Source organism: Rhizomonospora bruguierae (genome assembly GCF_018397995.1).
In the GTDB taxonomy this organism is placed as follows: domain Bacteria; phylum Actinomycetota; class Actinomycetes; order Mycobacteriales; family Micromonosporaceae; genus Rhizomonospora; species Rhizomonospora bruguierae.
Window position 1 is genome coordinate 95,677 of record NZ_BBQH01000017.1, and the last position, 23,211, is coordinate 118,887.

General features: G+C 73.3%; 20 protein-coding genes. 13 read left to right on the forward strand and 7 right to left on the reverse strand.

Annotated elements, in window-relative coordinates; genetic code table 11:
• The first annotated feature begins 3 nt into the window (after positions 1-3).
• From KJS59_RS08955 to KJS59_RS08980, 6 genes are read left to right on the forward strand one after another with little or no spacing between them, the layout of a single operon-like run.
• Complete coding sequence (locus KJS59_RS08955) at positions 4-1,566, forward strand: NAD(P)-binding domain-containing protein (protein WP_213451966.1); 1,563 nt, start codon at positions 4-6, stop codon at positions 1,564-1,566.
• Positions 1,556-2,581, forward strand: coding sequence for an alpha-hydroxy acid oxidase (locus tag KJS59_RS08960; RefSeq protein WP_213451968.1), 1,026 nt, complete (start codon positions 1,556-1,558; stop codon positions 2,579-2,581). Before KJS59_RS08955 ends, KJS59_RS08960 begins: the two co-directional genes overlap by 11 nt.
• The gene (locus KJS59_RS08965) at positions 2,578-3,915 is read left to right on the forward strand and encodes a cytochrome P450 (protein ID WP_213451970.1); all 1,338 of its coding nucleotides are present in this window, start codon (positions 2,578-2,580) and stop codon (positions 3,913-3,915) included. The genes KJS59_RS08960 and KJS59_RS08965 overlap by 4 nt, the downstream gene beginning before the upstream one ends.
• Complete coding sequence (locus KJS59_RS08970) at positions 3,912-5,198, forward strand: cation:proton antiporter (RefSeq protein ID WP_213451972.1); 1,287 nt, start codon at positions 3,912-3,914, stop codon at positions 5,196-5,198. Before KJS59_RS08965 ends, KJS59_RS08970 begins: the two co-directional genes overlap by 4 nt.
• Positions 5,199-5,226: 28 nt before the next feature.
• A complete protein-coding gene (locus tag KJS59_RS08975) occupies positions 5,227-5,889 on the forward strand; it encodes a response regulator transcription factor (protein ID WP_249713992.1) in 663 nt (220 codons plus the stop codon).
• Positions 5,886-7,184 (forward strand): sensor histidine kinase, encoded by a 1,299-nt coding sequence (locus KJS59_RS08980; protein WP_249713993.1) that lies wholly within the window; start codon positions 5,886-5,888, stop codon positions 7,182-7,184. Before KJS59_RS08975 ends, KJS59_RS08980 begins: the two co-directional genes overlap by 4 nt.
• A gap of 49 nt (positions 7,185-7,233) precedes the next feature.
• Here the strand turns inward: KJS59_RS08980 and KJS59_RS08985 are convergent, their stop codons facing one another.
• Positions 7,234-7,860: a TetR/AcrR family transcriptional regulator gene (locus KJS59_RS08985; protein WP_213451974.1), complete on the reverse strand. Its 627-nt coding sequence runs from the start codon at positions 7,858-7,860 to the stop codon at positions 7,234-7,236.
• A 66-nt stretch (positions 7,861-7,926) separates the two neighbouring features.
• On the opposite strand from KJS59_RS08985, the gene KJS59_RS08990 reads away from it, so the two are divergent.
• On the forward strand, positions 7,927-8,640 hold the full coding sequence (locus KJS59_RS08990; protein ID WP_213451976.1) for an SGNH/GDSL hydrolase family protein: 714 nt from the start codon (positions 7,927-7,929) through the stop codon (positions 8,638-8,640).
• A 25-nt stretch (positions 8,641-8,665) separates the two neighbouring features.
• On the opposite strand, the gene KJS59_RS08995 is transcribed toward KJS59_RS08990, so the two are convergent.
• Complete coding sequence (locus tag KJS59_RS08995; RefSeq protein ID WP_213451978.1) at positions 8,666-8,839, reverse strand: hypothetical protein; 174 nt, start codon at positions 8,837-8,839, stop codon at positions 8,666-8,668.
• 75 nt (positions 8,840-8,914) lie between these two features.
• Here KJS59_RS08995 and KJS59_RS09000 point away from each other — a divergent pair, with 75 nt between their 5' ends.
• From KJS59_RS09000 to KJS59_RS09020, 5 genes are all read left to right on the forward strand, one after another.
• A complete protein-coding gene (locus KJS59_RS09000; RefSeq protein WP_213451980.1) occupies positions 8,915-11,983 on the forward strand; it encodes an FAD-binding and (Fe-S)-binding domain-containing protein in 3,069 nt (1,022 codons plus the stop codon).
• A 15-nt stretch (positions 11,984-11,998) separates the two neighbouring features.
• Positions 11,999-13,858, forward strand: coding sequence for a thiamine pyrophosphate-dependent enzyme (locus tag KJS59_RS09005; protein WP_213451982.1), 1,860 nt, complete (start codon positions 11,999-12,001; stop codon positions 13,856-13,858).
• 69 nt (positions 13,859-13,927) lie between these two features.
• Entirely contained in the window at positions 13,928-14,524 is a 597-nt protein-coding gene (locus KJS59_RS09010; protein ID WP_213451983.1) for a PadR family transcriptional regulator, read from the forward strand.
• A complete protein-coding gene (locus KJS59_RS09015; protein ID WP_213451985.1) occupies positions 14,521-15,240 on the forward strand; it encodes an ABC transporter ATP-binding protein in 720 nt (239 codons plus the stop codon). The genes KJS59_RS09010 and KJS59_RS09015 overlap by 4 nt, the downstream gene beginning before the upstream one ends.
• Complete coding sequence (locus KJS59_RS09020) at positions 15,237-17,693, forward strand: FtsX-like permease family protein (protein ID WP_213451987.1); 2,457 nt, start codon at positions 15,237-15,239, stop codon at positions 17,691-17,693. The genes KJS59_RS09015 and KJS59_RS09020 overlap by 4 nt, the downstream gene beginning before the upstream one ends.
• On the opposite strand, the gene KJS59_RS09025 is transcribed toward KJS59_RS09020, so the two are convergent.
• Positions 17,598-18,578, reverse strand: coding sequence for a sigma-70 family RNA polymerase sigma factor (locus KJS59_RS09025; RefSeq protein ID WP_213451989.1), 981 nt, complete (start codon positions 18,576-18,578; stop codon positions 17,598-17,600). The genes KJS59_RS09020 and KJS59_RS09025 overlap by 96 nt on opposite strands.
• Before the next feature lie 144 nt (positions 18,579-18,722).
• On the opposite strand from KJS59_RS09025, the gene KJS59_RS09030 reads away from it, so the two are divergent.
• Positions 18,723-19,082 (forward strand): DoxX family protein, encoded by a 360-nt coding sequence (locus KJS59_RS09030; protein WP_213451991.1) that lies wholly within the window; start codon positions 18,723-18,725, stop codon positions 19,080-19,082.
• Here KJS59_RS09030 and KJS59_RS09035 read toward each other — a convergent pair whose 3' ends face one another.
• From KJS59_RS09035 to KJS59_RS09050, 4 genes are all read right to left on the reverse strand, one after another.
• Entirely contained in the window at positions 19,083-19,520 is a 438-nt protein-coding gene (locus KJS59_RS09035) for a ChaB family protein (RefSeq protein ID WP_249714000.1), read from the reverse strand.
• A 275-nt stretch (positions 19,521-19,795) separates the two neighbouring features.
• Positions 19,796-20,965, reverse strand: a complete 1,170-nt coding sequence (locus tag KJS59_RS09040; protein WP_213451993.1) for a 4-hydroxybenzoate 3-monooxygenase — start codon at positions 20,963-20,965, stop codon at positions 19,796-19,798.
• Positions 20,966-21,090: 125 nt separating this feature from the next.
• The gene (locus tag KJS59_RS09045) at positions 21,091-22,305 is read right to left on the reverse strand and encodes an MFS transporter (protein WP_213451995.1); all 1,215 of its coding nucleotides are present in this window, start codon (positions 22,303-22,305) and stop codon (positions 21,091-21,093) included.
• On the reverse strand, positions 22,306-23,136 hold the full coding sequence (locus KJS59_RS09050) for an IclR family transcriptional regulator (RefSeq protein WP_213451996.1): 831 nt from the start codon (positions 23,134-23,136) through the stop codon (positions 22,306-22,308).
• Positions 23,137-23,211 lie beyond the last annotated feature (75 nt).

Consider the following 23,211-nt stretch of genomic DNA (forward strand, 5'->3'; position numbering starts at 1 on the left):
GTCGTGACGCTCGACTACCTGATCATCGGGGCCGGCCCGGCCGGGCTGCAACTGGCGGCCCTGCTGGAGGCCGAGGGCCGCCGCGACTACCTGGTCCTGGAGGCGGCGGACCGGCCGGGGGCGTTCTTCGCCCGCTTCCCGCGGCACCGGCAGCTGATTTCCATCAACAAGCCGCACACCGGCGGTCAGGACCCGGAACTGAACCTGCGGCTGGACTGGAACTCGCTGCTCAGCGACGACCCGGAGCTGCTGTTCACCCGCTACACCGAGCGGTACTTCCCGCCGGCCGACCTCATGCTGCGCTACCTGGGCGACTTCGCCGAGCGCACCCGGGTCAAGGTCCGCTACCACGCGCGGGTCGAGCGGGTCAGCCGCGACGGGGGCGGCTTCACCGTGCGTACCACCGCCGGCGAGACCTTCACCGCCCGCCGGGTCGTCGTCGCGACCGGCGTCCCGCGCCCCTACGAGCCGGCCATCGAGGGCTTCGAGCTCGCCGAGAACTACGCCGACATGCCCGTCGACCCGAGGGACTTTCTCGACCAGCGGGTGCTCATCATCGGCAAGGGCAACTCCGCCTTCGAGACCGCCGACGCGCTGATGGAGACCACCACCGTCATCCACGTTGCCGGCCCCAGTTCGGTGCACATGGCCTGGCGTACGCACTTCGTCGGGCACCTGCGCGCGGTCAACAACAACTTCCTCGACACGTACCAGCTCAAGTCCGCCAACGCGATCCTCGACGGCACCGTGCGCCGCATCGAGCGCGACGGCGCGGGCTTCACGGTGACGTTCAGCTTCTCCCGTGCCGACGAGGTGGTGAAGCGGCTGCGCTACGACCGGGTGCTGGCGTGCACCGGCTTCCGCTTCGACGCCTCGATCTTCGACGAGACCTGCCGGCCCGACCTCGTCATCGCGGACCGGTTCCCGGCCCAGACCGACGAGTGGGAGTCGACCAACGTGCCCGGTCTGTACTTCGCCGGCACCATCTCGCAGGTCCGCGACTTCAAGCGGTCGACCAGCGGGTTCATCCACGGCTTCCGGTACGCCGTCCGCGCCCTGCACCGGGTCCTGGAGCGCCGCCACCATGACGAGCCGTGGCCGGCGGCGAAGCTCGACGCCACCGCCGAGTCCATCACCGGCGCCGTCATCGCCCGGGTGAACCGTACGTCGGCGCTGTGGCAGCAGTTCGGCTTCCTGGCCGACGTGGTCACCGTCGCCGGGGCGGACGCCCGCTACCACGAGGAGGTGCCGGTCGACTACTTCGCCCGGGCGGGCCTGGCGGCCGACGGTCACGAGCCGGACCGGGCGTTCGTGGTCACCCTCGAGTACGGCCCCGACCACGACAAGGTCGACCCGTTCGACATCAGCGTGGGCCGCATCGCGCAGGACGCGGTCGGCCAGGCGCACGACGCCGCCTACCTGCACCCGGTCGTGCGGTTCCACCGCGGCGGCGCGGTCGCGGCGGTCCACCACCTGGCGGAGAACCTGGAGAACCAGTGGGACCGGCCCGAGGTGCACGTCCGGCCCCTCGCCGACTTCGTCGGGCGCTGCCTCGATGTTCGCTGACCTGCGGGCCCGGGCCCGGGAGCGGCTCGACCCCGCGCACTGGGACTTCTTCGCGGGCGGCGCCGGCGACGAACGGACGGTGCGCGCCAACGAGGAGGCGTTCGGGCGCGTCAGGCTCGTCCCGCGGGTGCTGCGCGCCACCGGGCCGCGGGACCTGCGCACCACCCTGTTCGGCACCGAACTGGCCGCGCCGATCCTCGTCGCGCCGACCGCGTTCCACCGCCTCGCCCACCCCGACGGCGAACTCGCCACGGCCCGCGGCGCCGCCGCGGCCGGCGCCGTCCTGGTCGTCAGCATGGCCGCGACCACGCCCGTGGAGGCGATCGCGGCGGCCGGCGGTCCACTGTGGTTCCAGCTCTACCCGCAGCCGGACCGCGAGTTCACCGCGGCGGTGGTGCGCCGGGCCGAGGCGGCCGGCTGCCGGGCCCTGGTGGTGACCGTCGACTCGCCGGTCTTCGGCCGCCGCGAGCGCGACCACCGCCACGGCTTCCATGACCTGCCTGCCGGGCTGGCCTGCGAGAACATGCGCGACGCCGGCGGCGTGGTGCGCGCCATCGCGATGGACGCGGACCTCGGCTGGGACGGCGTCGACTGGCTGCGCGGCATCACCGGGCTGCCGATCCTGCTCAAGGGGGTGCTGCACCCGGCCGACGCGGACCTCGCGGTCGAGCACGGCGTCTCCGGGCTGCTGGTGTCCAACCACGGCGGCCGCCAGCTCGACGGCGCGATCGCGACCGCCGACGCGCTGCCCGCGGTCGCGAAGGCGGTCGGCGGTCGGCTGCCGGTGCTGGTTGACGGCGGGGTCCGGCGCGGCACCGACGTGCTGGCCGCGCTCGCGCTCGGTGCCGACGCCGTCCTCGTTGGACGGCCGGTGCTGTGGGGGCTCGCGGCCGGCGGGGCGGACGGGGTGCGGCGGGTGCTCGACCTGCTCCGCGAGGACCTCGACCGGGCCCTGGCCCTGGCCGGCGCCCGGTGCCCGGCCGAGGTCACGGCCGATCTGGTGGTGACCCGATGATCTGGTTCGTCGTGCTGCTGGCGGCCGGTGCGGTCGCGGTGTGGACCGTGCCGGGCTGGCTGCCCGCCGCCGTGGTCCGGCTCCGGGAATGGATCTTCGCCCGGGTCAACGGGGTCGAGGGCATCCCGGTGCCCGGCCCGCTGGTCGGTGCCGAGCACTTCGAGCGCGTCTACGCCGACCCGGCCGCCGACGGGCGCAGCCGCGGCGCCGGGCTCTCCGACCTGTTCTGGTACTGGCTGGCACCGGGGCCGCAGATGCACCAGGAGCATCTGGAGCCGGGGGAGCGGTACCGGCTGGTCGCCCGCACCACCCGCCAGGTTCTCGCCGTGCCGCACGCCCGCTCGGACGAGTTGGCCACCGCGGCCACCCGGCGCCGCCTCGACGCGCTGCCGCCCGGCCGCACCGCCCACGTGCGGCTGCGCGACCTCATGCTGCCGGTCTGGGCCGAGGTGTACTACGAACTGGTCTTCGGCGAGCCCTGCCCGGCCGCGGCGCGCGAACTCATCGTGGCCAACGCCAACGACGTGGTGAGCGCGCTCAAGGGCACCTCGCTGCGGCACCTGGACCGCCGCGACCGGCTCACCCGCTACCTGCTCGGCCGCATCGAGGACGGCACCTGCCCGGTGGTGCTGCCGGCGGAGTTCACCGCCCAGGAGACGGCCTGGTACCTGCAGGGCGCGTTCTTCAACACCGCCGTCGTGCAGATGTCCGAGGCGATGGCGCACGTGCTGCTCGGCATCGCCGGGCACCCGGACCGGGCGCCGGACCCCGACGACGACGCCGCGCTGGACCGGGCCATCGACGAGACCCTGCGCGTGCACCCGCTGTTCGGCATCGCCCACCGGATCACCTCGGCCCCGATCGTGGTCGACGAGCGGGTCACCCTGCCCGCCGGCTCCGTGCTGCTGTTCAACTACCTCGCGTACCAGCGCACCGGGCCGGCCGCCGACGACGCGTTCGACCCGGACCGCTGGCTCACCGTCAAGCGGCGGGAGGCGCACTACATCCCGTACGGGGTCGTGGCCAACCGCGCCTGTCCCGCCCGCGGTGTCGCCCCCGTCATGCTGCGCGCGGCCACCCGGGAGGTGCTGCGGCGGTACACGCTCGCGTCGGCCGCGGCCCACACCCGCTCGCTGCCGAGCCGGGGGCCCGCATACCTCACGCCGGTCGGCGCCCGGGCACCCGGCCGGGTTCGGCTCGTCGGCCACGGGTTGCGGGACCGGTGGGCCGGGGTGGGGCGCTCCCTGGCACAGCTCGCGTTCGGCACGTGGATGGTCCTCGACGCCCGCCGCCAGCGGCTGTGCACCACGTACTTCGAGGAGGTTCGACCGTGACCCCGCCGCAGCTGGCGCCCGCCTTCTTCATCGCCGTCGTCGTGATCCTGGTCTTCTGCAAGGCCGTCGCCTGGCTGCTGGGCAAGGCGGGGCAGCCGGCCGTGGTCAGCGAGATGCTCGCCGGGGTCCTGCTCGGCCCATCGCTGCTGGGGCTGCTCCTCCCCGGCGTGCAGCACGCGCTATTCCCGGCACCGCTGCTGCCGCTGCTGTACGTCGTGGGCCAGGTCGGCCTGGTGCTGTACATGTTCCAGGCCGGGTACGCGTTCACCGGGCACCGCATCGACCGGATCGCGGGAACCGCCGGTGCGGTGTCGCTGGCCGGGGTCAGCGCGCCGCTCGTGCTCGGCGCGCTGCTGGTGTGGGCCGCCGACGGCCTCGCCCCGGTGCGCAAGGCGGGCACGTCGGTGGGCGTCACCGCCGCCTTCGTCGGCGTGGCGCTGGCCATCACCGCGTTCCCGATGCTCGCCCGGATCATCACCGAGCGCGGCCTGCAGCGCACCCGGCACGGCTCGCTCTCGCTGGCCAGTGGCGCCCTGGACGACATGGCCGCCTGGATCATGCTCGCCGTCGTGCTGGCCTTCGCCTCCGGCCGGCCCGGCCCGGTGATCATCACCGGTGGCGGTGCCGTCCTCTTCGGACTGGTGCTGTGGATCGGCGGGCGGCGCGCCGCCGGGGCGCTCATGGGCAGCGGCCGGTCAGGCGATCAGGGCCGGCTGCTGGGCACGGTCGTGCTGCTGTTCCTCGTCGCCTGGTACACCGACCGGATCGGCCTGTACGCGGTGTTCGGCGCCTTCGCGGTCGGCGTGGTCATGCCGCACACCGCGCGCACCGACCGGGTCGTCGAGACGCTCACCCCGATCGCGGCCACCGTGTTCCTGCCGCTGTTCTTCACGTACTCGGGTCTGCGCACCGAGTTCGGCCTGCTGGGCGACCCGGCGGTGCTGCTGTTCGCGATCGCGTGCGTGGTGCTGGCCATCGCCGGCAAGTTCGGCGCCTGCTGGGCCGCGGCCCGGGCACGCGGCGAGTCCAACGCCGTGGCGCTGCGCGTCGGCGCGCTGATGAACGCCCGCGGGCTGATGCAGCTCATCGCGCTCAACGTGGGCCTGGAGGCCGGCATCGTCGGCCCGGCGCTGTTCACCATCCTGGTGCTCGTCGCGCTGGTCACCACCGTCATGACCACGCCGCTGCTGTACTGGCTCGACCGTCGCGACGCGCGGGGCGCCGAGCCGATTTCCGCAACCCGCCGAGAAAGAGACATCCATCACTCGACTGTGGCTCCCTGACGGTGCCATTCTCCTTCGAGTGCTTGCCGTGGGATCCCCGCGGCTCCTGGTCGTCGAGGACGACGAGGAGCTCAGCGCGATGGTAACCGAGACGCTCGTCGACGAGGGCTACATCGTCGACCGGGCACACGACGGTCAGTGCGGGCTGCACCTGGGCCTGACCCGGCCGTACGACGTGATGGTCATCGACCGGTTGCTGCCGGCCCTCGACGGCCTCGACCTCGTCGCCCGGTTACGCTCCCGCGCGGTGCCGGCCCGCGCGCTCATGCTCACCGCGCTCGGCGCCGTCGGCGACCGCATCGCCGGGCTCGACGCGGGCGCCGACGACTACCTGGTCAAGCCGTTCGACCTGGACGAGTTGAGCGCCCGCATCCGCGCCCTGTGCCGGCGCACCTCCGCGCCGGCCGGGATGGTCCGGATCGGCGACGGCCACCTCGACCCGGTCGCCCGGGACGCGGTGCTGCCCGACGGCACCCGGGTCGCGCTCTCGGCGCGGGAGTTCGAGCTGCTGCGCGTGCTGGCCGCCCGTCCGAGCGTCGTGCACTCCCGTTCGCAGCTGCGCCGGCGGGTCTTCGGCGAGGCGGCGGCGGCGTCCATTGTGGATACGTACGTGTACTACCTGCGCCGCAAGCTCGGCCGCCCGGTGGTCGGTACCGTCCACGGCCTCGGCTACCGGATGGGCAGGCTGTGATCCGCGTCGAGGAGACGATGGTCCGCCGGACCCGGCTGCGGCTCGGCCTCGGCGTCGGGCTGACCATCACCGCCCTGCTGGCCCTGGTCGGCGGCATCTCCTACGCCGTCCTGGTGCACAGCCAGGAGGCACAGATCCAGCGCGAGATCGCCTGGGGTGCCGTCAACGGCACCATTCCCGGCCCGCCGAGCTGTACCTGGGTCTTCCGGTACGAGCGGGACGCCTTCGTCGGCTCGAACACCCCGCCCCCGCCGGGCCTGCCGGTGCGCGCCGACGCGGAGCGGGTGGCCGCCACGGGCCGGCCCTACGACTCCCGCCTGTCCCGGGACGGCACCGTGTATCACGTGCATACCGAGCGGCGCGGCGACGCGGTCGTCCAGGTCGCCTTCGACTCCCGCTTCCAGCTCGCCGACCGCCGGCACCTGCTCTGGGCGTTCGCCCTGGCCGCCCTGGTCGGCCTGCTCGCCGCGGTGCTGACCGGCGTGCTCGTCGGCCGGCACGCGGTGGCCCCGCTGATCGAGGCGCTGGCCCGCCAGCGTCGCTTCGTCGCCGACGCCAGCCACGAGCTGCGTACCCCGATCGCCCAGGTGCACACCCGCGCCCAGTTGCTGGCCCGCCGCGGCCCCGCGTCCCGCGACCTGACGCGGCTGGTCGACACCACCCGCCGGCTCGGCGAGATCGTGGACGAGCTGCTGCTCTCGGCCCGCCTGGCCGCCGACCCGGACGGCCTGCCCGCGGTCGAGCCGGTCGACCTGGCCGCGCTGGCCACGGACGCGGTCGCCGCCGAGTCCGACCTGGCCGCCGCGCGCGACCAGATCATCACCCTGGCCACGCCGGGCGAGCCCGTTCTGGTCCTCGGCATCGAGTCGGCCCTGCGCCGGGTCTTCAGCGAGCTGCTCGCCAACGCCCTGACCCACCTGCCGGTGGGCGGGCGCATCACCGTGACCGTCCGCCGCGACGACGGCCGCCCGACCGCCGCGGAGATCGTCGTGCGGGACACCGGGGCGGGATTCGACCCGGCCGACGCCGAACGCATCTTCGACCGCTTCCACCGCGGCGCGGGCGCGGGCGAACGCCGCCACGGTCTGGGGCTGGCCCTGCTCCGCGAGGTGGTGACCGGCCACGGTGGCACCATCACCGCCGAGGGGCCGCCCGGCGCCGGTGCGACCTTCACCGTTCGCCTCCCCCTGGGCCAGACCGGCCGCCCCGGGCTCGCCCGGCTCGCCGCCTCCCCGGTGGCGCCGCCGGGCGCCCGGCCGCCGCTGGCGCGCGTGATGAGCAGGCGCTGCCGGTAGGCGGGGCGGGCGAGCACGTTGGTTCTCACCGTCCGTTGTGGACCGGGCCTTACGGGATCCCTTTCCGGGCCACCGCTATCGACGCCTCGGCCTGCTGGGGCGTGTCGCCGGCGCCGACCGCGAGGTTCCGTAGGTACGCGCGGAACTCGTCGTCGGACCGGTCGGTCGCGGTGAGGTAGCCGGTGAGTTCGAGGCTGACGAGGCCGTGCAACTGGCACCACAGGTGCCGGGTGACGGACCAGGGATCGGCGGGCCGGAACCGGCCTGCCTCGATGCATCGGCTGACGGCGTCCCGGGCCACGCGCAGCGTGTAGAGGCCGATGCGGCGGTCCTCCTCCGACAGCTGGAAACCGGCGATGCTCGAGCCGCCGAACATCACCGCGTACAGGTGCGGCGCCAGGTGCGCGGACCGCCGGTACGCGGCGGCCAATCGGAAACTGTCGGCGACCGGGTCGTCGCTGTCCCGTACCGTCGCCAACCGCTCGGCGAGCCGGGCGAAGCCTTCCCGGATGACGGCCCGCACCAGTCCCGGCATGCCGCCGAAGTACGTGTAGACGGCCATGGTGGAGGTGCCCGTCTCGCGGGCCAGTGCCCGCGCGGACAGCGACCGGGGTCCCTGCTCGGTCAGCAGCCGGGCAGCGGCTTCGACGAGTTCCTGCCGTGGATCGCCGCTCATCCTTGACACCGGGCCATCATAACGGTGTTATGGGCATAACACTGTTATGACGGGGGAGGCGGTCCGATGTTGGGGGCAGCACGGATCCGGGCACGGATCCCGCGACTCACCGAAGCGCACGGGGCCGACCGGGGAACGGTCGCCGGCGACGGAGAGCCGCTGCGGCTGGCCGTGCTCGGCGACTCCGCGGCGGCCGGGGTCGGCGCCCCCGACCACCAGGCGGCGCTGGCCGGTCAGACCGCGGTCGCGCTCGCCGCGTTGACCGGCCGGCACCTGTCCTGGCGGGTCGTGGCCCGCTCCGGAGCCACGGCCAGAGCGATCCGGCGGGACCTGGTGGACGGCATCACGGATCCACACACGCGGTGGAGCCCGCACCTGGTCCTGCTGGTCGTGGGGGTCAACGACGCGGTCCGGTTGCGGCGACCCGGCCGGTTCCGGCGCGACGTCGAGCATCTGGTGGCGGCGATCCGGCGCCGGCTCGGCGCCCCGGTCCCGGTTCTGCTGGCCGGGCTGCCTCCCGTGCACCGCTTTCCCGCCCTGCCCGCGCCGGTACGGCTGCTGCTCGGAGCGCACGCGCGCCGGCTGGACCGGCAACTCATGCGCCTGGCTCGCCGCGACACGGACGTGTTCCACCTACCGGTCGGGCACTTACCCATCGAACGGGCGGACTTCTTCGCCGCGGATCGCTTCCATCCCGGCCCGGCGGGTTACCGGGTGTGGGGTCGCGCGCTGGGTGCACAGACGGCCACGATCCTCGATGTGGCGCTCGGCACCGAGTGAGGCACCGTGCCGGGTGGGTCGCCGGCTAACCCCGGCCGGCCAGCGCGTCCAGCGCTCGCCGGTCCACCTTCCCGTTCGGCTGGGTGGGCAGCCGGTCCACGATCACCCGCCGCGCACGCGGGCACCCGTACTCCCGCGCGGTCCCATCCGCCTCACCCCGGGCACGAACCAGCGACGGCTGACCGGCCGGGGCGTGCATATCGGGTGGGGAGCGGGGTAACCGGCGGGGGCCTCGCGAGCCGTCGCCGGCTCGCCCAGCCGATCGAGGTGAACCATGAGAGGGATCGAGGATCGCGCGCGCTCGGGACCGCCGCCCGCCTACGCGGCCGAACTCGGGCGTGAACTGCGCCGCGTGGTGCGGGGCGAGGTCCGGTTCGGTCCGGGCGACCGGGCACTCTACGGCTTCGACGCCTCGATCTACCGCCAGTTGCCGATCGGGGTGGTGCTGCCCCGGCACGCCGACGACGTCGAGGCGGCGCTCGCGGTCTGCCGGCAGTACGCGGCGCCGGTGTTCGGCCGCGGCTGCGGCACCGCCCTGGCCGGGCAGGCGGTGAACGCCGCGGTCTGCTTCGACTTCTCCAAGTACCTCAACCGGCTCGTCGAGCTGGACCCGCGGGCCCGGCGGGCCCGGGTGCAACCGGGCCTGATCTGCTCCCACCTGCGCCGCGCGGCGCAGCCGCATCGCCTCACGTTCGCCCCCGACCCGGCGACGCAGGACCACGCCACGCTGGGCGGGATGATCGGCAACAATTCCTGCGGCCCGCACTCGGTCATGGGCGGCAAGACCGTGGACAACGTTCACGAGCTGGACATCGTCACCTACGACGGCGCCCGGATGCGGGTCGGAGCCACCGGCGAGGACGAACTCGAGCGCATCATCGGCCTGGGCGGGCGCCGGGGCGCGATCTACGCCGGGCTGCGGCACATCCGGGACACCTACGCCGACGTCATCCGGTCCGGGATGCCGGACATCCCGCGCCGGGTGTCCGGATACAACCTGGACCAGTTGCTGCCGGAGAACGGCTTCCACGTCGCCCGCGCGCTCGTCGGCTCCGAATCGACGCTCGCGCTCACCCTGGCGGCCGACTGCCGGCTGGTACCGATGCCGCCGGCCCGGGCCCTGGTCGTCCTCGGCTACCCCGACATCCCCAGCTCCGGGGACGACGCCGCGTGGCTCATGGACTTCGGGCCGATCGCGGTCGAGTTCACCAGCCGGCACGTCGTGCGCAACCTCCAGGCGAAGAAGATGGCGTACGGCGATCCGCGGCTGCTGCCGGCGGGCGAGGCGTGGGTCCTCGTCGAGTTCGGCGGGGACACCCAGGCGGAAGCCAACGGGCGGGCGGAGCGGTTGACCGCCGCCCTGCGACGGCGCCCGGGCGCGCCCGACCACCGGGTGTACGAGGAGCCGCGGCGGCAGGCGGCGGTGGCGGAGATCCGCAAGCACTCGGCCGCCACCTCCCGGATGCCGGTCGGGCTCGGCGGCCACGGCGGCTGGCCGAACTGGGAGGACGCCGCCGTCCCGCCCGAACGGCTGGGCGACTACCTGCGCGCGTTCACCGGGCTGCTGGACCGGTACGGCTACGACGGCGTGTTCTTCGGCCACTGGGGGCAGGGGTGCGTGCACTGCCGGCTGGACTTCGACCTGCGCACCGCCGGCGGCGTGCGCGCGTTTCGCGGGTTCATGGAAGAGGCCGCCGACCTGGTGGTGTCGTTCGGCGGCTCGCTGTCCGGCGAGCACGGCGACGGGCACGGCCGCGCCGAGCTGTGGCCGAAGATGTTCCCGGCCCGGCTGATGGCGGCGTTCACCGAGTTCAAGCGGGTGTGGGATCCGGACGGGCGGATGAACCCGCACCAGCTCATCGACCCGTACCCGCTGGACTCGCACCTGCGGGAGGGCACCGACTTCCGGCCACGGCGGCTGGCGACGGCGTTCCGGTATCCGCGGGACGGCGGCAGCTTCGCCGAGGCGGCCGGCCGGTGCTTCGGCGTCGGGGTCTGCCGCCACACCGAGGGCGGCGTCATGTGTCCCAGCTTCATGGTCACCAGGGAGGAGAAGCACACCACCCGCGGCCGGGCCAGGCTGCTGCAGGAGATGGTCGACGGCGCGGGCGCCATCACCACCGGGTGGCGCAGCCCGGAGGTCAAGGAGGCGCTCGACCTGTGCCTGGCGTGCAAGGGGTGCAAGGGCGACTGCCCGGTCCGGGTCGACCTGGCCACGTACAAGGCGGAGTTCCTGCACCACCACTACGCCGGCCGGCTCCGACCCCGGCCGGCATACGCCCTCGGTCTGATCAACGTGTGGGCGGCGGTCGCCGCGCGCGTGCCGCGGCTGGCCAATCTCGCCACCCACGCGCCGCTCCTCGGTGCTGCCGTCAAGGCCGCCGGCGGGATCGCCCGGGATCGGGAAACGCCCTTGTTCGCCGCCCGGACGTTCCGGTCCTGGTTCGCCGACCACCGCCCGCGGCACCCCGACGGGCCACCGGTGCTGCTGTGGCCCGACACGTTCACGAACTTCTTCGAACCCCGGATCGCGGTGGCCGCGGTCGAGGTGCTCGAGTCGGCGGGGTTCCGGGTCACGGTGCCGCGGCAGGGGCTGTGCTGCGGCCGGCCCCTCTACGACTACGGCATGCTGAACCTGGCTCGCCGGTACCTGCGCCGGATCCTCGACACGCTCGGCGACGGCATCGACGGTGGGGTCCCGCTCGTCGGGCTGGAGCCCAGTTGCCTGGCCGTGTTCCGCGACGAGTTGACCAACATGTTCCCGGACGACGTGCGGGCGCAGCGGCTGCGGGCGCAGGCGTTCACCCTCGCCGAGTTCCTCGACCGGCACGCGCCCGGCTGGACGCCACCGCGGCTGGGCGGGGACGCCTTCGTGCAGACCCACTGCCACCAGCACGCGGTCGTCGGCTTCGAGCCGGACCGCCGGCTGCTCGCGGCCATGGGCCTGACGGTCGAGATGGCGGAGCCCGGCTGCTGCGGCATGGCCGGCAGCTTCGGCTACGAGGCCGGCGAGAAGTTCGACGTGTCGGTGGCCGCCGGGGAACGCGCGCTGCTGCCGGCCGTCCGCTCCCGCCCCGACACCACCCTCATCGTGGCCGACGGGTTCAGTTGCCGCGGCCAGATCCGCTCCGGCACCCGCCGGCGGGGCATGCATCTGGCGGAGGTCATCGCCATGGCCGCCCGCACCGGCACGCGTGGACCGGGGGACGGCAGGCCGGAGGAGCACGGCGTGGGCGATCCGGCCCGCCGCGCCACGGCGCGGCTCCCCGTCGCCGCGACCGCGGCGCTGCTCGCCGTCGCCGCCGCCACCTACCGGCAGGCGCGCCGCCGCAGAACACCGTGAGGAGAAGGAAGCGACATGGCTGACGAACGCACCGCCTCCGACGCGCTCGTGGAACGGCTCATCGCCTGGGGCGTCGATACCATCTTCGGGCTGCCGGGCGACGGCATCAACGGGTTCGTCGACGCGCTGCGCAAGAAGCGGGACCGGATCCGCTACGTCCACGTGCGCCACGAAGAGGTCGCGGCCATGGCCGCCGTCGGCTACGCCAAGTTCACCGGCCGCCTCGGGGTCTGCTTCTCCACCTCCGGCCCGGGCGCCGCCCACCTGCTCAACGGGCTCCTCGACGCCCGCGTGGAACAGGCCCCGCTGCTGGCCATCACCGGCATGTCGTACCACGACCTGATCGGCACCAGCTACCTGCAGGACGTCAACACCGACTACCTGTTCAACGACGTCACCGTCTACAACCAGCGCATCATGGGGCCCGCCCACGTCGTCAACGTCGTCGACTACGCGGTACGCAGCGCCCTGGGCGAACGCGGCCCCGCGCACCTGGCCTTCCCGATCGACTACCAGGCGGCGCCCGCCGGATCGGGCACCCGGTACCTGCGTAACGTGCCCGGCCACACCTCGACGACCTGGCGGCCGCCCGTGCGGGTGCCGCAGCGGGAGGATCTGGAGGCCGCCGCCAAGCTGCTGGCGGGGCGCGCGAAGGTGGCGATCCTCGCCGGGGCCGGTGCCCGCGGCGCGGGCGACGAGCTGGAAGCCGTCGCCGACACGCTCGGCGCCCCCATCATCAAGGCGCAACTCGGCAAGGACTGCGTACCCGACGACAGTCCATACACGACCGGCCCGATCGGCCTGGTCGGCAGCCTGCCCTCCGAGCTGGCCCTGGAACAGTGCGACGCCCTGCTCATCGTCGGCTCCACCATGCCCTACATCGAGTACTACCCGACCCCCGGCCGGGCCGTCTGCGTGCAGATCGACGACCGGCCCGAGCGCATCGGCCTGCGTCACCCGGTCGACGTCCCGCTGGCCGGCGACGCCCGCGCCACCCTCGCCGCCCTGCGGCCGCTGCTGACCCGTAACGACAACCGGGACTTCCTCGGTCGGGCGCAGGCCGGGATGCGCGACTGGTGGGCCCTGATGGCCGAACGCGGATCCTCTTCGGACACTCCGATGAAGCCGCAGGTGCCGGCGTGGTCGCTCAACGAGGCGCTCGCGCCGGACGCGATCGTCTGCGGCGACTCCGGCACCGTGACCACCTGGGTCGCCCGGCAGGTCAAGGTGCGGCGCGGGCAGGCGTTCAGCTTCTCCGGCACGAACTGTTCGATGGCCGCCGGGCTGCCGTACGCCATCGGTGCCCAGGCCGCCTACCCGGACCGCCAGGTCGTCGTCTTCACCGGGGACGGGTCGTTGACGATGCAGCTCGGCGACGTGCTCACCGCGGTGCAGCACCGGCTACCCATCAAGATCATCGTGATCCGCAACGACACCCTCGGCCTCATCAAATGGGAGCAGATGGTGTTCCTCGGCAACCCTGAGTACGGGGTCAACTTCGCCCCGATGGACTTCGTCAAGTTCGCCGGGGCCTGCGGCGCCACCGGCGTGCGCATCGACGACCCCACCCGCTGTCCGGAGCAGCTGAAACGGGCCCTTGCCACCGACGGCCCGGTGATCGTCGAGTGCGTCGTCGACCCGCACGAGCCCCCGATGCCGGCGCGCGTCAAGAAGGAGCAGGTCGAGAAGCTGGCGGCCGCGCTTCGCGAGGGCACCCCGAACCGCAACCGGATCGCGTTGCAGATGGTCAAGGATCTGCTCGACGAAGCCAGCTTCGAGGCGAGCCCCGGCCGTGCTATCCCCGACCGGGTCGGCCAGACGCTGTCCGGCATCGCACGTCGTATCCGTGACCTCACCGACGGCGACCGCGCCTGACCGCAAGCCCCTCGCGGTGCCCGCCGGGGGTACTTACTGGGCAACTAGTTACTTGGTAAGGTGCTCGCCGTGCAGAGAAACGCGGTGCGCTGGGGCCTGTTGGCGCTGTTCGTCGACGGCCCGAAGTACGGCTACCAGTTGCGGACCGAGTTCGACGCGCGGACCGGGGGGACGTGGGCCCTCAACGTGGGGCAGGTCTACACCACGCTGGAGCGACTCGCCCGGGACGGTTACGTGGCGTCGATCGGTGGTAACGACGACGGGCGTGCGGTCTACGCGATCACGCCGCAGGGGCGGGAGGCGCTGGCCGGCTGGTTCACCACACCGGTCACGGACACGGACCGACCGCGCAGCGAACTGGCGATCAAGCTCGCGATGGCGGCGGCCGATCCCGATGTGGACGCCTCCGCCGTCGTGCAGGCGCAGCGGACGGAGTCGATGCGCCAGCTGCACGACTACACGCGGTTGCGGCGCCGGGCCGATCCGGACGGCGATGTCGGTTGGCTGCTCCTCCTCGATCATTTGATCTTCAACCTGGAGGGTGAGATGCGCTGGCTGGACCACGCGGAGGCGACCGTCCTGCGGCGGCGCACCCGCCGCGCCGGGACCCCGCTTCCCGCCTCGTCCGGTCAGGACAGCGAGCCGGCCGAGACGGCCGCCCAGTGAGCCGGGCGGTGTTGCGCTTCACCGGGGTCAGCCGGGTCTACCCCGCGGCGGAGAGTGTGGTCCGCGCCCTCGACGAGGTCAGCTTCGCGGTGAACCGGGGCGAACTCGTCGCCGTGATGGGCCCGTCCGGTTCCGGTAAGTCCACCCTACTGGCCCTCGCCGGCGGGCTCGACGCGCCGACCTCCGGGTCGGTGCAGGTGGAGGGAGTCGAGCTTGGCGGCCTCGACGCGACCGCGCTGGCGCGGTGGCGGCGGGACCGGATCGGCTACGTCTTCCAGGACTACAACCTGGTCACGGACCTCACCGCGGCGGAGAACGTGGCGCTGCCCCGCGAGTTGGCGGGCGTCGGCACCGGCCGGGCACGGCGGGAGGCTGTCGCGGCACTGGCCGAGGTGGGCCTGAGCGATGTGGCGGACCGCTTCCCGGACCAACTGTCCGGCGGGCAGCAGCAGCGGATCGCGATCGCCCGCGCGTTGGTGGGTGAGCGGGGGCTGGTGCTGGCCGACGAGCCGACCGGCGCGTTGGACTCGCGGACCGGCCTGGCGGTGCTCGAAGTGCTGCGGGCCAGGATCGACGCGGGAGCGGCCGGGGTACTGGTCACGCACGAGCCGCGATACGCCGGCTGGGTCGACCGGACGATCTTCCTGCGCGACGGCCGGCTGGTTGACGCCACCACCCGGGAAACCCCGGAGCAGTTGCTCGGACATTCCTCGTGAGCCCGGCCGCCAGCGAGTTCGTTGGTTCCTGGCGCACCGCGCTGCGGATCGCCCGCCGGGCGTCGTGGCGGCACCGTCGGCGCAGCGGGCTGGTCCTGCTCATGCTCTTCCTACCCGCCTTCGCCGCCACCGTGCTCGTGGTGAGCTGGGCCAATCTGAGCGGCACCTCGGCTCAGGAGATCACCTTCGGGATGGGCCGGGCGGACCTGATCGTCGAGGCCGACGACCTGGCGGCGGTGCGAGCCACGCTGCCCGCGGGCAGCCGGACCGCGCCCCTGGTACAGGGGCACACGGTGGTCCACGGCCCGGCCGGGTTGCGGGCCCGCGAGTACGAGGCGACCGACCTCACCGACCCGATCAACCGGGGCCGCTATGTGCTGCGGGCCGGCCGCGCTCCGGATGGGACGGCGGAGGCGGCGGTGACCCGGTTCCTGGCTGCGGAACTCGGCGTCGGTCTGGGCAGCCAGATCGAGGCCGGGATGCCGCAGCGCCGGCTCACCGTGGTCGCGGTGGTGGACTGGAGCCGGTCACTGCGGCAGGCCGGGCTGCTCGTGCCGGCCGAGGCGCCGTTGTCGGGTGCGCGGCCCCAGCTGATGGTTGAGTTTCCCGCCGGGCAGAGCTGGTCACCGCCCGACCCGGGCACCGTCGCGGGCCTGGGCTGGCGGGACCGCCGGGGGATGGAACTGACCGCCGCCGAACGGGCGGTCGAGGTCGCTGCGGCCCTGCTGGTGGCCAGCTTCGCCGGGGCGCAGGTGGTGCTCCTGTCCGGGGCGGCGTTCATGGTGGGTGCCCGTCGCCAGCGGCGGGAACTGGCCCTGGTCGCCGCGGCGGGGGCCACCGCCCGGCAGCTACGCCGGATCGTCCTCGCCGGAGGGTTGCTCCTGGGTGGCGTCGCGGCGGCCGCCGGAGCGGTCCTGGGACTGGTGACCTTCGCGTCAGCCAGGCCGGTGATCGAACTGATCGCCAACCATCCGCTGATTGACGTGTCGGTACCGGTCTGGTCGGTGGTGGCGGTCGCGGCCGTGACGGCCATGGCCGGCATGCTGGCGGCCTGGTTACCCGCGCGTACGGCCGGACGCCGCCCCGTCCGCGCCGATCTCGGCGGCCAACGCAGCCGCTCCCGGGCCGACCTTCTCAGCCTGGGTGGCGGCCTGGTCCTCCTTGCCGCCGGCACCGGGTTACTCCTGTGGTCCGGAAACCCCGAAGGTCGACCGGAGGCGCTGGCGCTCGGCGGGGTCGCCGAACTGCTCGGTGTGGTGGCCTGCGCGCCAGCGCTCGTCCGGGCCGCCGGGCGGCTCGCCGCCGCGCTGCCGCTGTCCGGCCGGCTGGCGTTGCGGCACGCGGCGCGGTACCGCCTGCGCACCGCGGCGGCGATGGCCGCCGTCGCGGCGGCGATCGCCGGCAGTGCCGCACTGGCCGTGGTCGCGGCAGCCCGCGGCGACACCGCTCCGGCCCGGCTCGCCGCCCGTCCCGGCCAGGTGCTGCTGCCGGCCGAAGCCGCCGACCTGCTCGGCCAGGACGGCCTGCGCCGCCTGGCCGCAACCCTCCCGGCACGCGACATCGTCGTGCTGGCCAACGCCACCAACGTCGCAGTGCCGATCGAAAACCCGTCCGATGAGCGGGTTGATCCCGCAACGCTCGCCAGCCTCGAACAGCGCGGCGTTGCCATCGGTGGTGCCGAGACGATCCGGCTGATCACCGGGCGGGCCGCCACCACCGCGGAGTTGGCCACCCTCGCCAACGCGGGTGCGGTCGTCTTCAACGACACCCTGATCGCGGGCGACCACGTCACGCTGGCGGTCAACACACACCCCGCGGCACCGCTGCCCGCCGTGCTGGCAGCCCGCGGGGAGTACTTTGTCGACCTACCCGGACTGGTCGTCACGGCGGCAACGGCGCAGCGGCTCGGGCTTACCGTCGCGCGCGGGACGGCCATCGTCGACACCCATCGCCCGCCGACCGCGGCGGAACTCGCCGCCGCCAACGACGTGCTCCTCCGTTCCCAGGTGAACGCCGCTCACCCGCCGGCCGAGCCGATCACCGTCGCGGCCGTGCCGGCCGGTGCGGACAGCGGCCGGACCACCACCATGTTCTACCTGCTTGCCGCGGTCAGCGCGATGGTGACCCTGGTCGCCAGCACCGTCGCGGCCGGGCTGAGCGCCACCGAACTTCACGGCGATCTCGCCACGATGGCCGCGGTCGGTGCCACCCCCCGGATCCGGCGAAAGATCATCAAGGCCCAAGCCCTGCTCATCGTCGGACCCGGCGCGCTCCTCGGCGTGCTCGCCGGGCTCGGAACCGCAGCCGGCTTCATCGGCTACAGCACCGAGACCCACTGGCAAACCCCGTGGTCCGCGCTACTGCTCATCACCACCGCTCCGCCGGCGCTCGCGGCGCTCATCGCCGGCTTCCCCACCCGCAGCGGCCTCCCACTCACCCGCCGCACCACCTGAAGAGTGTTGGGGGAGGCTCACGGCGAGTTCGGCGAGCCGGCCCGGTTCGCCGATCACCTCGATCTCAACGATCCGGTCGTTCTCGATGCGCATCGTCAGCGCGATGCGCAGCTGGTTCTGGGGGGCGACGACAAGGCCCGGAGCACCGTCTATCAGCGCGAGCCGGCCGAAGCGCGTCGCGGTCCGGGCGTACCGCAGTGTTCCTTCCGCGACGGTGCGGGCGCCGCGAATCTCGGCCGGTTCGGTGGCCGTGATCACCCAGCGATCCGCGCGCCGGACCACCTCGGGGTCGAGCAGTGCCAGCAGCGCCCGCAGGTCACCGTCGCGGATGGCGGCCAGGAACGCCTCGACCAACTCCCAGCGCCGGATCAGGTCCGCGTGGTCGGCGGTCCCGCCGCGTACCCGGATCCGGGCCCGGCTCGCCAGCTTCTTGGCGGCGACGGGGGTGCGCCCGACGATGGCGGCGATCTCGGCGAACGGCACGTCGAACATGTCGTGCAGCACGAACGCGATCCGCTCGGCCGGCGTGAGCCGGTCCAGCACGACGAGCAGGGCCAGGCCCACCGCGTCCGCGGTGAGCGCCTCCTGTTCGGGGTCCACACCACGGCCGGGGTCCGGCAGTACCGACGCGGGTACCGATTCCAGCGGGTTCTCCTTGCGTGCGGCCCGGGCCCGCAGCATGTCCAGGCAGACGCGGGCGGTCACCGTCGTCAACCAGCCGGCGAGGTTCTCCACCTCCCCGGGGCGGACTCGGCTGAGCCGTAGCCAGGTTTCCTGAACGGCATCCTCCGCCTCGGCGGTCGAGCCCAGCATGCGCAGGGCCACGGCCCGCAGCCGCGCCCGGTGCGCCTCGAAGCGCTCGGCCAGCCAGTTCGGCTCCTCCACCGTGGTCACCTTTCGGCTCGCGGGCCCGTCATCCCCATGACGAGCCAACCGCGTAACAGGTGACCAGATGCTCGCAGGTGCGCGGCCGTCGCGCGCGTTGACGGCCGCGCGCCTGGTCAGAGCCGGGATGGGGGAGAGGTCTCGATGTTCATCGGGTATGTGGCCGTGGCGGCCGTCGCCGCCGTGGCGAACGGGTGGGCGGCCTCGGTGGACTTCCGCCGGGCGGAGATGGCGGTGGCCAACGCGGCCAGGGCCGAGGTCCCGCCGTCGTGGCTGTTGCCGCTCGGAGTGCTCAAGGCCGCCGGTGCCCTCGGGCTGGTCGCCGGCGTCGCCGTGCCGCTCATCGGGGTGGCCGCCGCGATCGGGCTGGTGCTGTTCTTCGTCTGCGCCGTCTTCGCCCACCTGCGCGTCGGCTGGTACTCGACCCTGCCGTTCCCGATGGCGTTTCTCGGGCTCGCCGTCGCCGCCCTGGTCCTGCGCCTGGCCACGGCCGGCAACCTCTGACTAGCGCTGCTCGCGGGCCCGGGCGGTCGCGCGCGCGTTGGCCTTCTCGATCCGATTCACCAGGTCACCCTTGGTGAGATCCTCCGGATGGTCGATGCCGAGCCGGCGCGCGACGTCGTCGAGATGGTTCTTCGAGGCGTTCACGTCGACGCCCTGCGCCGTCGGGCGGGTCCGCTGCGGAGACTGGGGCGTGCCGAGTTCGGCCTGGGGATCGGAGGGGCCCTTGTGTTCCTTGGGCTCCCAGTGGTCACCCACCTTCTCATGCGTGTGCTTCAGCGCGGAGTACGCCGTGCGGTGGGCGCGTTCACCCTCGCCGTACGACTCCTCCGCCGACTCCAGCGTCTTCTTGTACGTCCGGACGGCCTTGTCGTCCGATCGCGCGATCGTGGACGGCACGTCGTCGCGCATCTCCTCGGCTTGCTCATGCTTGTCGACCATGTCCACCCTCCTGCCTTGGTCGGACGGTGCTGTCGCTGGCTGTAGTACCCCGTGGAGCCGCGCTCATCCCGCCGTGGCCGCCCGGCCGAGTTCCTGCCGCACCGGGAACGGTTGACGGCCGACCAGCGAACGACCCGAAGTGCGCGCGGAGCCGCCGCTGCCATGCTGGCGCGATGGTGCTCTGGGCGGAGCGTGGCGGTCGGCTTCAGGTAGGGGCAGGAGACGTCATCCACCTCACGACCTCGCCCCCCGACGCTGTCGACCGTCCAGAGTGGTCAGCCGGGCGGCCCAACGTAGTTCTCGGCGAGGCTGGTCGCGTACGCCCGCGACGTCGTGACGTAGCGCAGTTGCGCGGATTGCAGCTTCGCCTCATACGGGTCGTCGGTGTTGAGGCGGTGCAGCAGGGAGGTCATCCACCAGGAAAAGTGCTGGGCGCGCCAGACCCGCTCCAGGGCCGTACGGGAGTAGGCGTCGAGCAGGTCGGTGCGGCCGCCGGCGTACCAGGCGGCGAACGCGTCGCCGAGCAGCGCGACGTCGGACAGCGCCAGGTTCATGCCCTTCGCGCCGGTCGGCGGCACGATGTGCACGGCGTCGCCGGCGAGGAACAGCCGTTGCCACCGCATGGGTTCCACGACGAAGCTGCGCATCGGGGTGATGCCCTTCGCTAGGATCGGCCCCTCGTTGAGCGACCAGCCCGGCACCGTCTCCAGCCGGGTCCGCAGTTCCGACCAGATCCGCTCGTCCGGCCAGTCGGCGATGTCCTCGTCCGGGGCGACCTGTAGGTAGAGCCGCGACACCTGCGGGGAGCGCAGGCTGTAGAGCGCGAAGCCGCGTTCGTGGTAGGCGTAGATGAGCTCGTCGACGGCCGGGGGAGCGGCGGCGAGGACGCCCAGCCACGCGAAGGGGTAGGTGCGCTCGTACGTGCTCAGCACCCCGGCCGGCACGGCCGCCCGGCTCACCCCGTGGAAACCGTCGCAGCCGGCGACGAAGTCGCAGTGCAGTTCCGCCGCCCGCCCGCCGTGGCGGAAACGGATGACCGGGGCGTCGGTGTCGAGCCCGCCCGGGCGTACGTCGTCGACCTCGAAGAGGATCCGGCCGCCGGTGGCCAGCCGGGCGGCGATCAGATCCTTCACCACCTCCTGCTGCCCGTACACCGTGATCGCGCGGCCGGTCAGTTCGGTCATCGGCACGCGGTGCGACTCGCCGTCGAAGCGCAGTTCGATGCCCTCGTGGCGTAGCCCTTCGCGGAGCAGGCGCTCACCCACGCCGGTGCGCACCAGGAGGTCGACCGAGCCCTGTTCGAGCACGCCGGCGCGGACCCGCCGCTCCACGTGGTCGCGGCTGCGGCATTCGAGCACCACCGTGTCGATGCCCCGCAAGTGCAGCAGGTGCGACAACATCAGACCGGCCGGTCCGGCTCCGACGATCCCGACCTGGGTACGCATCGTGTTCCTTCCGCTCTGCCGTTGACCCGCCGCGAAGGCGTTCCTGGTGGTGCCAGCCTGCCGGATCCGATCGCGGTGGACCCGCTCCGGCTTCCGTCCAGTGAAAGCGGTCCCGGCGGTTGCGGTCACACCGGGCGGTTGCGTGCCGCCCCGTACGACGATAGGGCCATCACCGCGGTCGCACCGCAGAGGGCGAGCAGCGGTAGGTTCCACCCGCCCGACCCGTCGAGCAGCACTCCGACGATCAGCGGCCCGGTCGAGCCGAGGAGGTAGCCGATCGCCTGCACGGCGCCGGACAGGTCGCGGGCGGATTCGGGCGACGCGGCGCGCAGCACGATCAGGGCCAGCGCCAGACCGATGCCGGCGCCCTGCGCGAGTCCGGCGACCAGCGACCAGAGCAGGTAGAGCGACGGTACGGCCAGCAGGCCGACCAGCCCGACCGCCCAGGCGCCACTGGTCAGCAGCGCCAGGACGCGCTGGTCGGGCCGGCGGGCGGCGAGCACCGGCACCAGCACGGCGGTGGCGATGCCGAGCAGGTTGAACAGCGCCAGCGCCCAGCCGGCCCGGGCGGCGGATATCCCCCGGTCGACCAGCAGCGCGGGCAGCCACGCCAGCACCGCGTAGTAGGTGACTGACTGCATTGCCATGAAGACGGCCAGCTGCCAGGTGACGGGGTTGCGCAGTACGGAGGCGCCGCCCGTCCGGAGCGGCGGGGTGGTGCGGCGGGCGCGCAGTTGGGGCAGCCAGACGAGCGCCGTGAGGCCGGCGAAGGCGCCGATCACGAGCAGCGAGCCGCGCCAGCCGAGCCCGGCCGAGTGTGCCAGCGGCGCGCTCACCGCCGCCGCGATGGCGGCTCCGCCCGTCAGAGCCGAGGTGCTCAGCCCGGTCACCAGCCCTTGGTGCGCGGGGAAGTCCTGTTTGACGATGCTCGGCATCATCACGTTGCCCACGGCGATCCCGGCGCCGATGACGGCCGTGCCGGCCAGCATCCAGCCGGCGGTGGGTAGCGTGCGCAGCAGGCTGCCCGCGAGTACCCCGAGCATCGCCAGCAGGAGGGCGACTTCGATTCCGACCCGGCGGCCGAGCAGCGCGGCGGCCGAGGACAGCAGCGCGAAGCACAGCACCGGCAGCGTCGTGAGCAGCCCCGCCATGCCGCGGGAGAGGCCTAGGTCGGCCTGGACGTCCGGGAGCAGCGGGGAGAGCGCGGCGATCGCCGCCCGCAGGTTCAGCCCCAGCAGCAGTACACCGAGCAGCGTCAGCCAGCCCGGCACCGGGTGGACGGTCGGGCGCGAGTCGGGCGCCGTGGAGTGGACGCCGACCTCGGCCGCGTCCCGCCGCATTCAGGCGCTCTCCTTCCGCATCGACGGCCGCCGGGGGGTGAACTGGTGACGCAGGCCGGGGTACGGGTCGCCCGCGGTATCGGCGAGGCGGCCGGCCACATCGCGGGCGGCGCCGCGTAGCGCCGGCACGAGCCGTTCGAGGTTCGCCCGGAGGCTGTGCACGACGATGCCGAGGGAAGCCGTCACCGTCCCGTCGGGGTCGAGGACGGGTACCGCGACGGAGCACGACCCGAGCGTCATCTCCTCACGGGTCTGCGCCCAGCCGCGCCGGCGGACCAGGGCGAGTTCGCCGGCGAGCCGGCCGGGCTCGGTGATGGTGTACGGGGTGCAGCGGGGCAGCGGGTCATGCAGGTAGGACGCGACGAACGCCGGCCCGGAGAAGGCGAGCAGGGCCTTGCCCACCCCGGTGGCGTGCAGCGGCAACCTCCCCCCGACCCGGGAGATGATCGGCACCGCCCGGTGCCCGGTGAACTTCTCTATGTAGAGCGCCTCGGTGCCGTTGCGGACCGCGAGGTGAATGTTCTCCCGGGTCGTCTCGTACAGGTCGTGCAGAAACGGGACCGCGATCTCGCGCAGCCGGGTGTGCAACGGCGAGAGCAGGGCCACCTCCCACAGCCGGACACCGATGCGGTATCCGCCGTCCGGGCCGCGGGTCAGGGCACCCCAGGCGGCAAGTTCGCCGACCAGCCGGTGCACCGTCGGCAGCGGCAGGTCGGTCCGCCGGGCGATGTCGGTGAGCGTCAGAACCGGGCGCTCGATGTCGAACGCGGCGAGGATCGCGAGCGCCCGGGAGGTGACGCTCGACCCCGCGGTTCGGACACCAGGGGCCACGGTTGCCTCCTTCCTGACCGGGCATCAGGTCGGCCATGGCCCGGACCGCCTGTTCGCAAAGCGAACGGTCGTTCT

What these genes read in the sequence shown, in the direction of transcription:
- KJS59_RS09000 (WP_213451980.1), top strand. Translation starts at nt 8,915, where the DNA reads ATGAGAGGGATCGAGGATCGCGCGCGCTCGGGACCGCCGCCCGCCTAC.
- KJS59_RS08965 (WP_213451970.1), top strand. Translation starts at nt 2,578, where the DNA reads ATGATCTGGTTCGTCGTGCTGCTGGCGGCCGGTGCGGTCGCGGTGTGG.
- KJS59_RS08985 (WP_213451974.1), bottom strand. Translation starts at nt 7,860, where the DNA reads ATGAGCGGCGATCCACGGCAGGAACTCGTCGAAGCCGCTGCCCGGCTG.
- KJS59_RS09040 (WP_213451993.1), bottom strand. Translation starts at nt 20,965, where the DNA reads ATGCGTACCCAGGTCGGGATCGTCGGAGCCGGACCGGCCGGTCTGATG.
- KJS59_RS09035 (WP_249714000.1), bottom strand. Translation starts at nt 19,520, where the DNA reads ATGGTCGACAAGCATGAGCAAGCCGAGGAGATGCGCGACGACGTGCCG.
- KJS59_RS09045 (WP_213451995.1), bottom strand. Translation starts at nt 22,305, where the DNA reads ATGCGGCGGGACGCGGCCGAGGTCGGCGTCCACTCCACGGCGCCCGAC.
- KJS59_RS08960 (WP_213451968.1), top strand. Translation starts at nt 1,556, where the DNA reads ATGTTCGCTGACCTGCGGGCCCGGGCCCGGGAGCGGCTCGACCCCGCG.
- KJS59_RS08990 (WP_213451976.1), top strand. Translation starts at nt 7,927, where the DNA reads ATGTTGGGGGCAGCACGGATCCGGGCACGGATCCCGCGACTCACCGAA.
- KJS59_RS09005 (WP_213451982.1), top strand. Translation starts at nt 11,999, where the DNA reads ATGGCTGACGAACGCACCGCCTCCGACGCGCTCGTGGAACGGCTCATC.
- KJS59_RS08995 (WP_213451978.1), bottom strand. Translation starts at nt 8,839, where the DNA reads ATGCACGCCCCGGCCGGTCAGCCGTCGCTGGTTCGTGCCCGGGGTGAG.
- KJS59_RS09030 (WP_213451991.1), top strand. Translation starts at nt 18,723, where the DNA reads ATGTTCATCGGGTATGTGGCCGTGGCGGCCGTCGCCGCCGTGGCGAAC.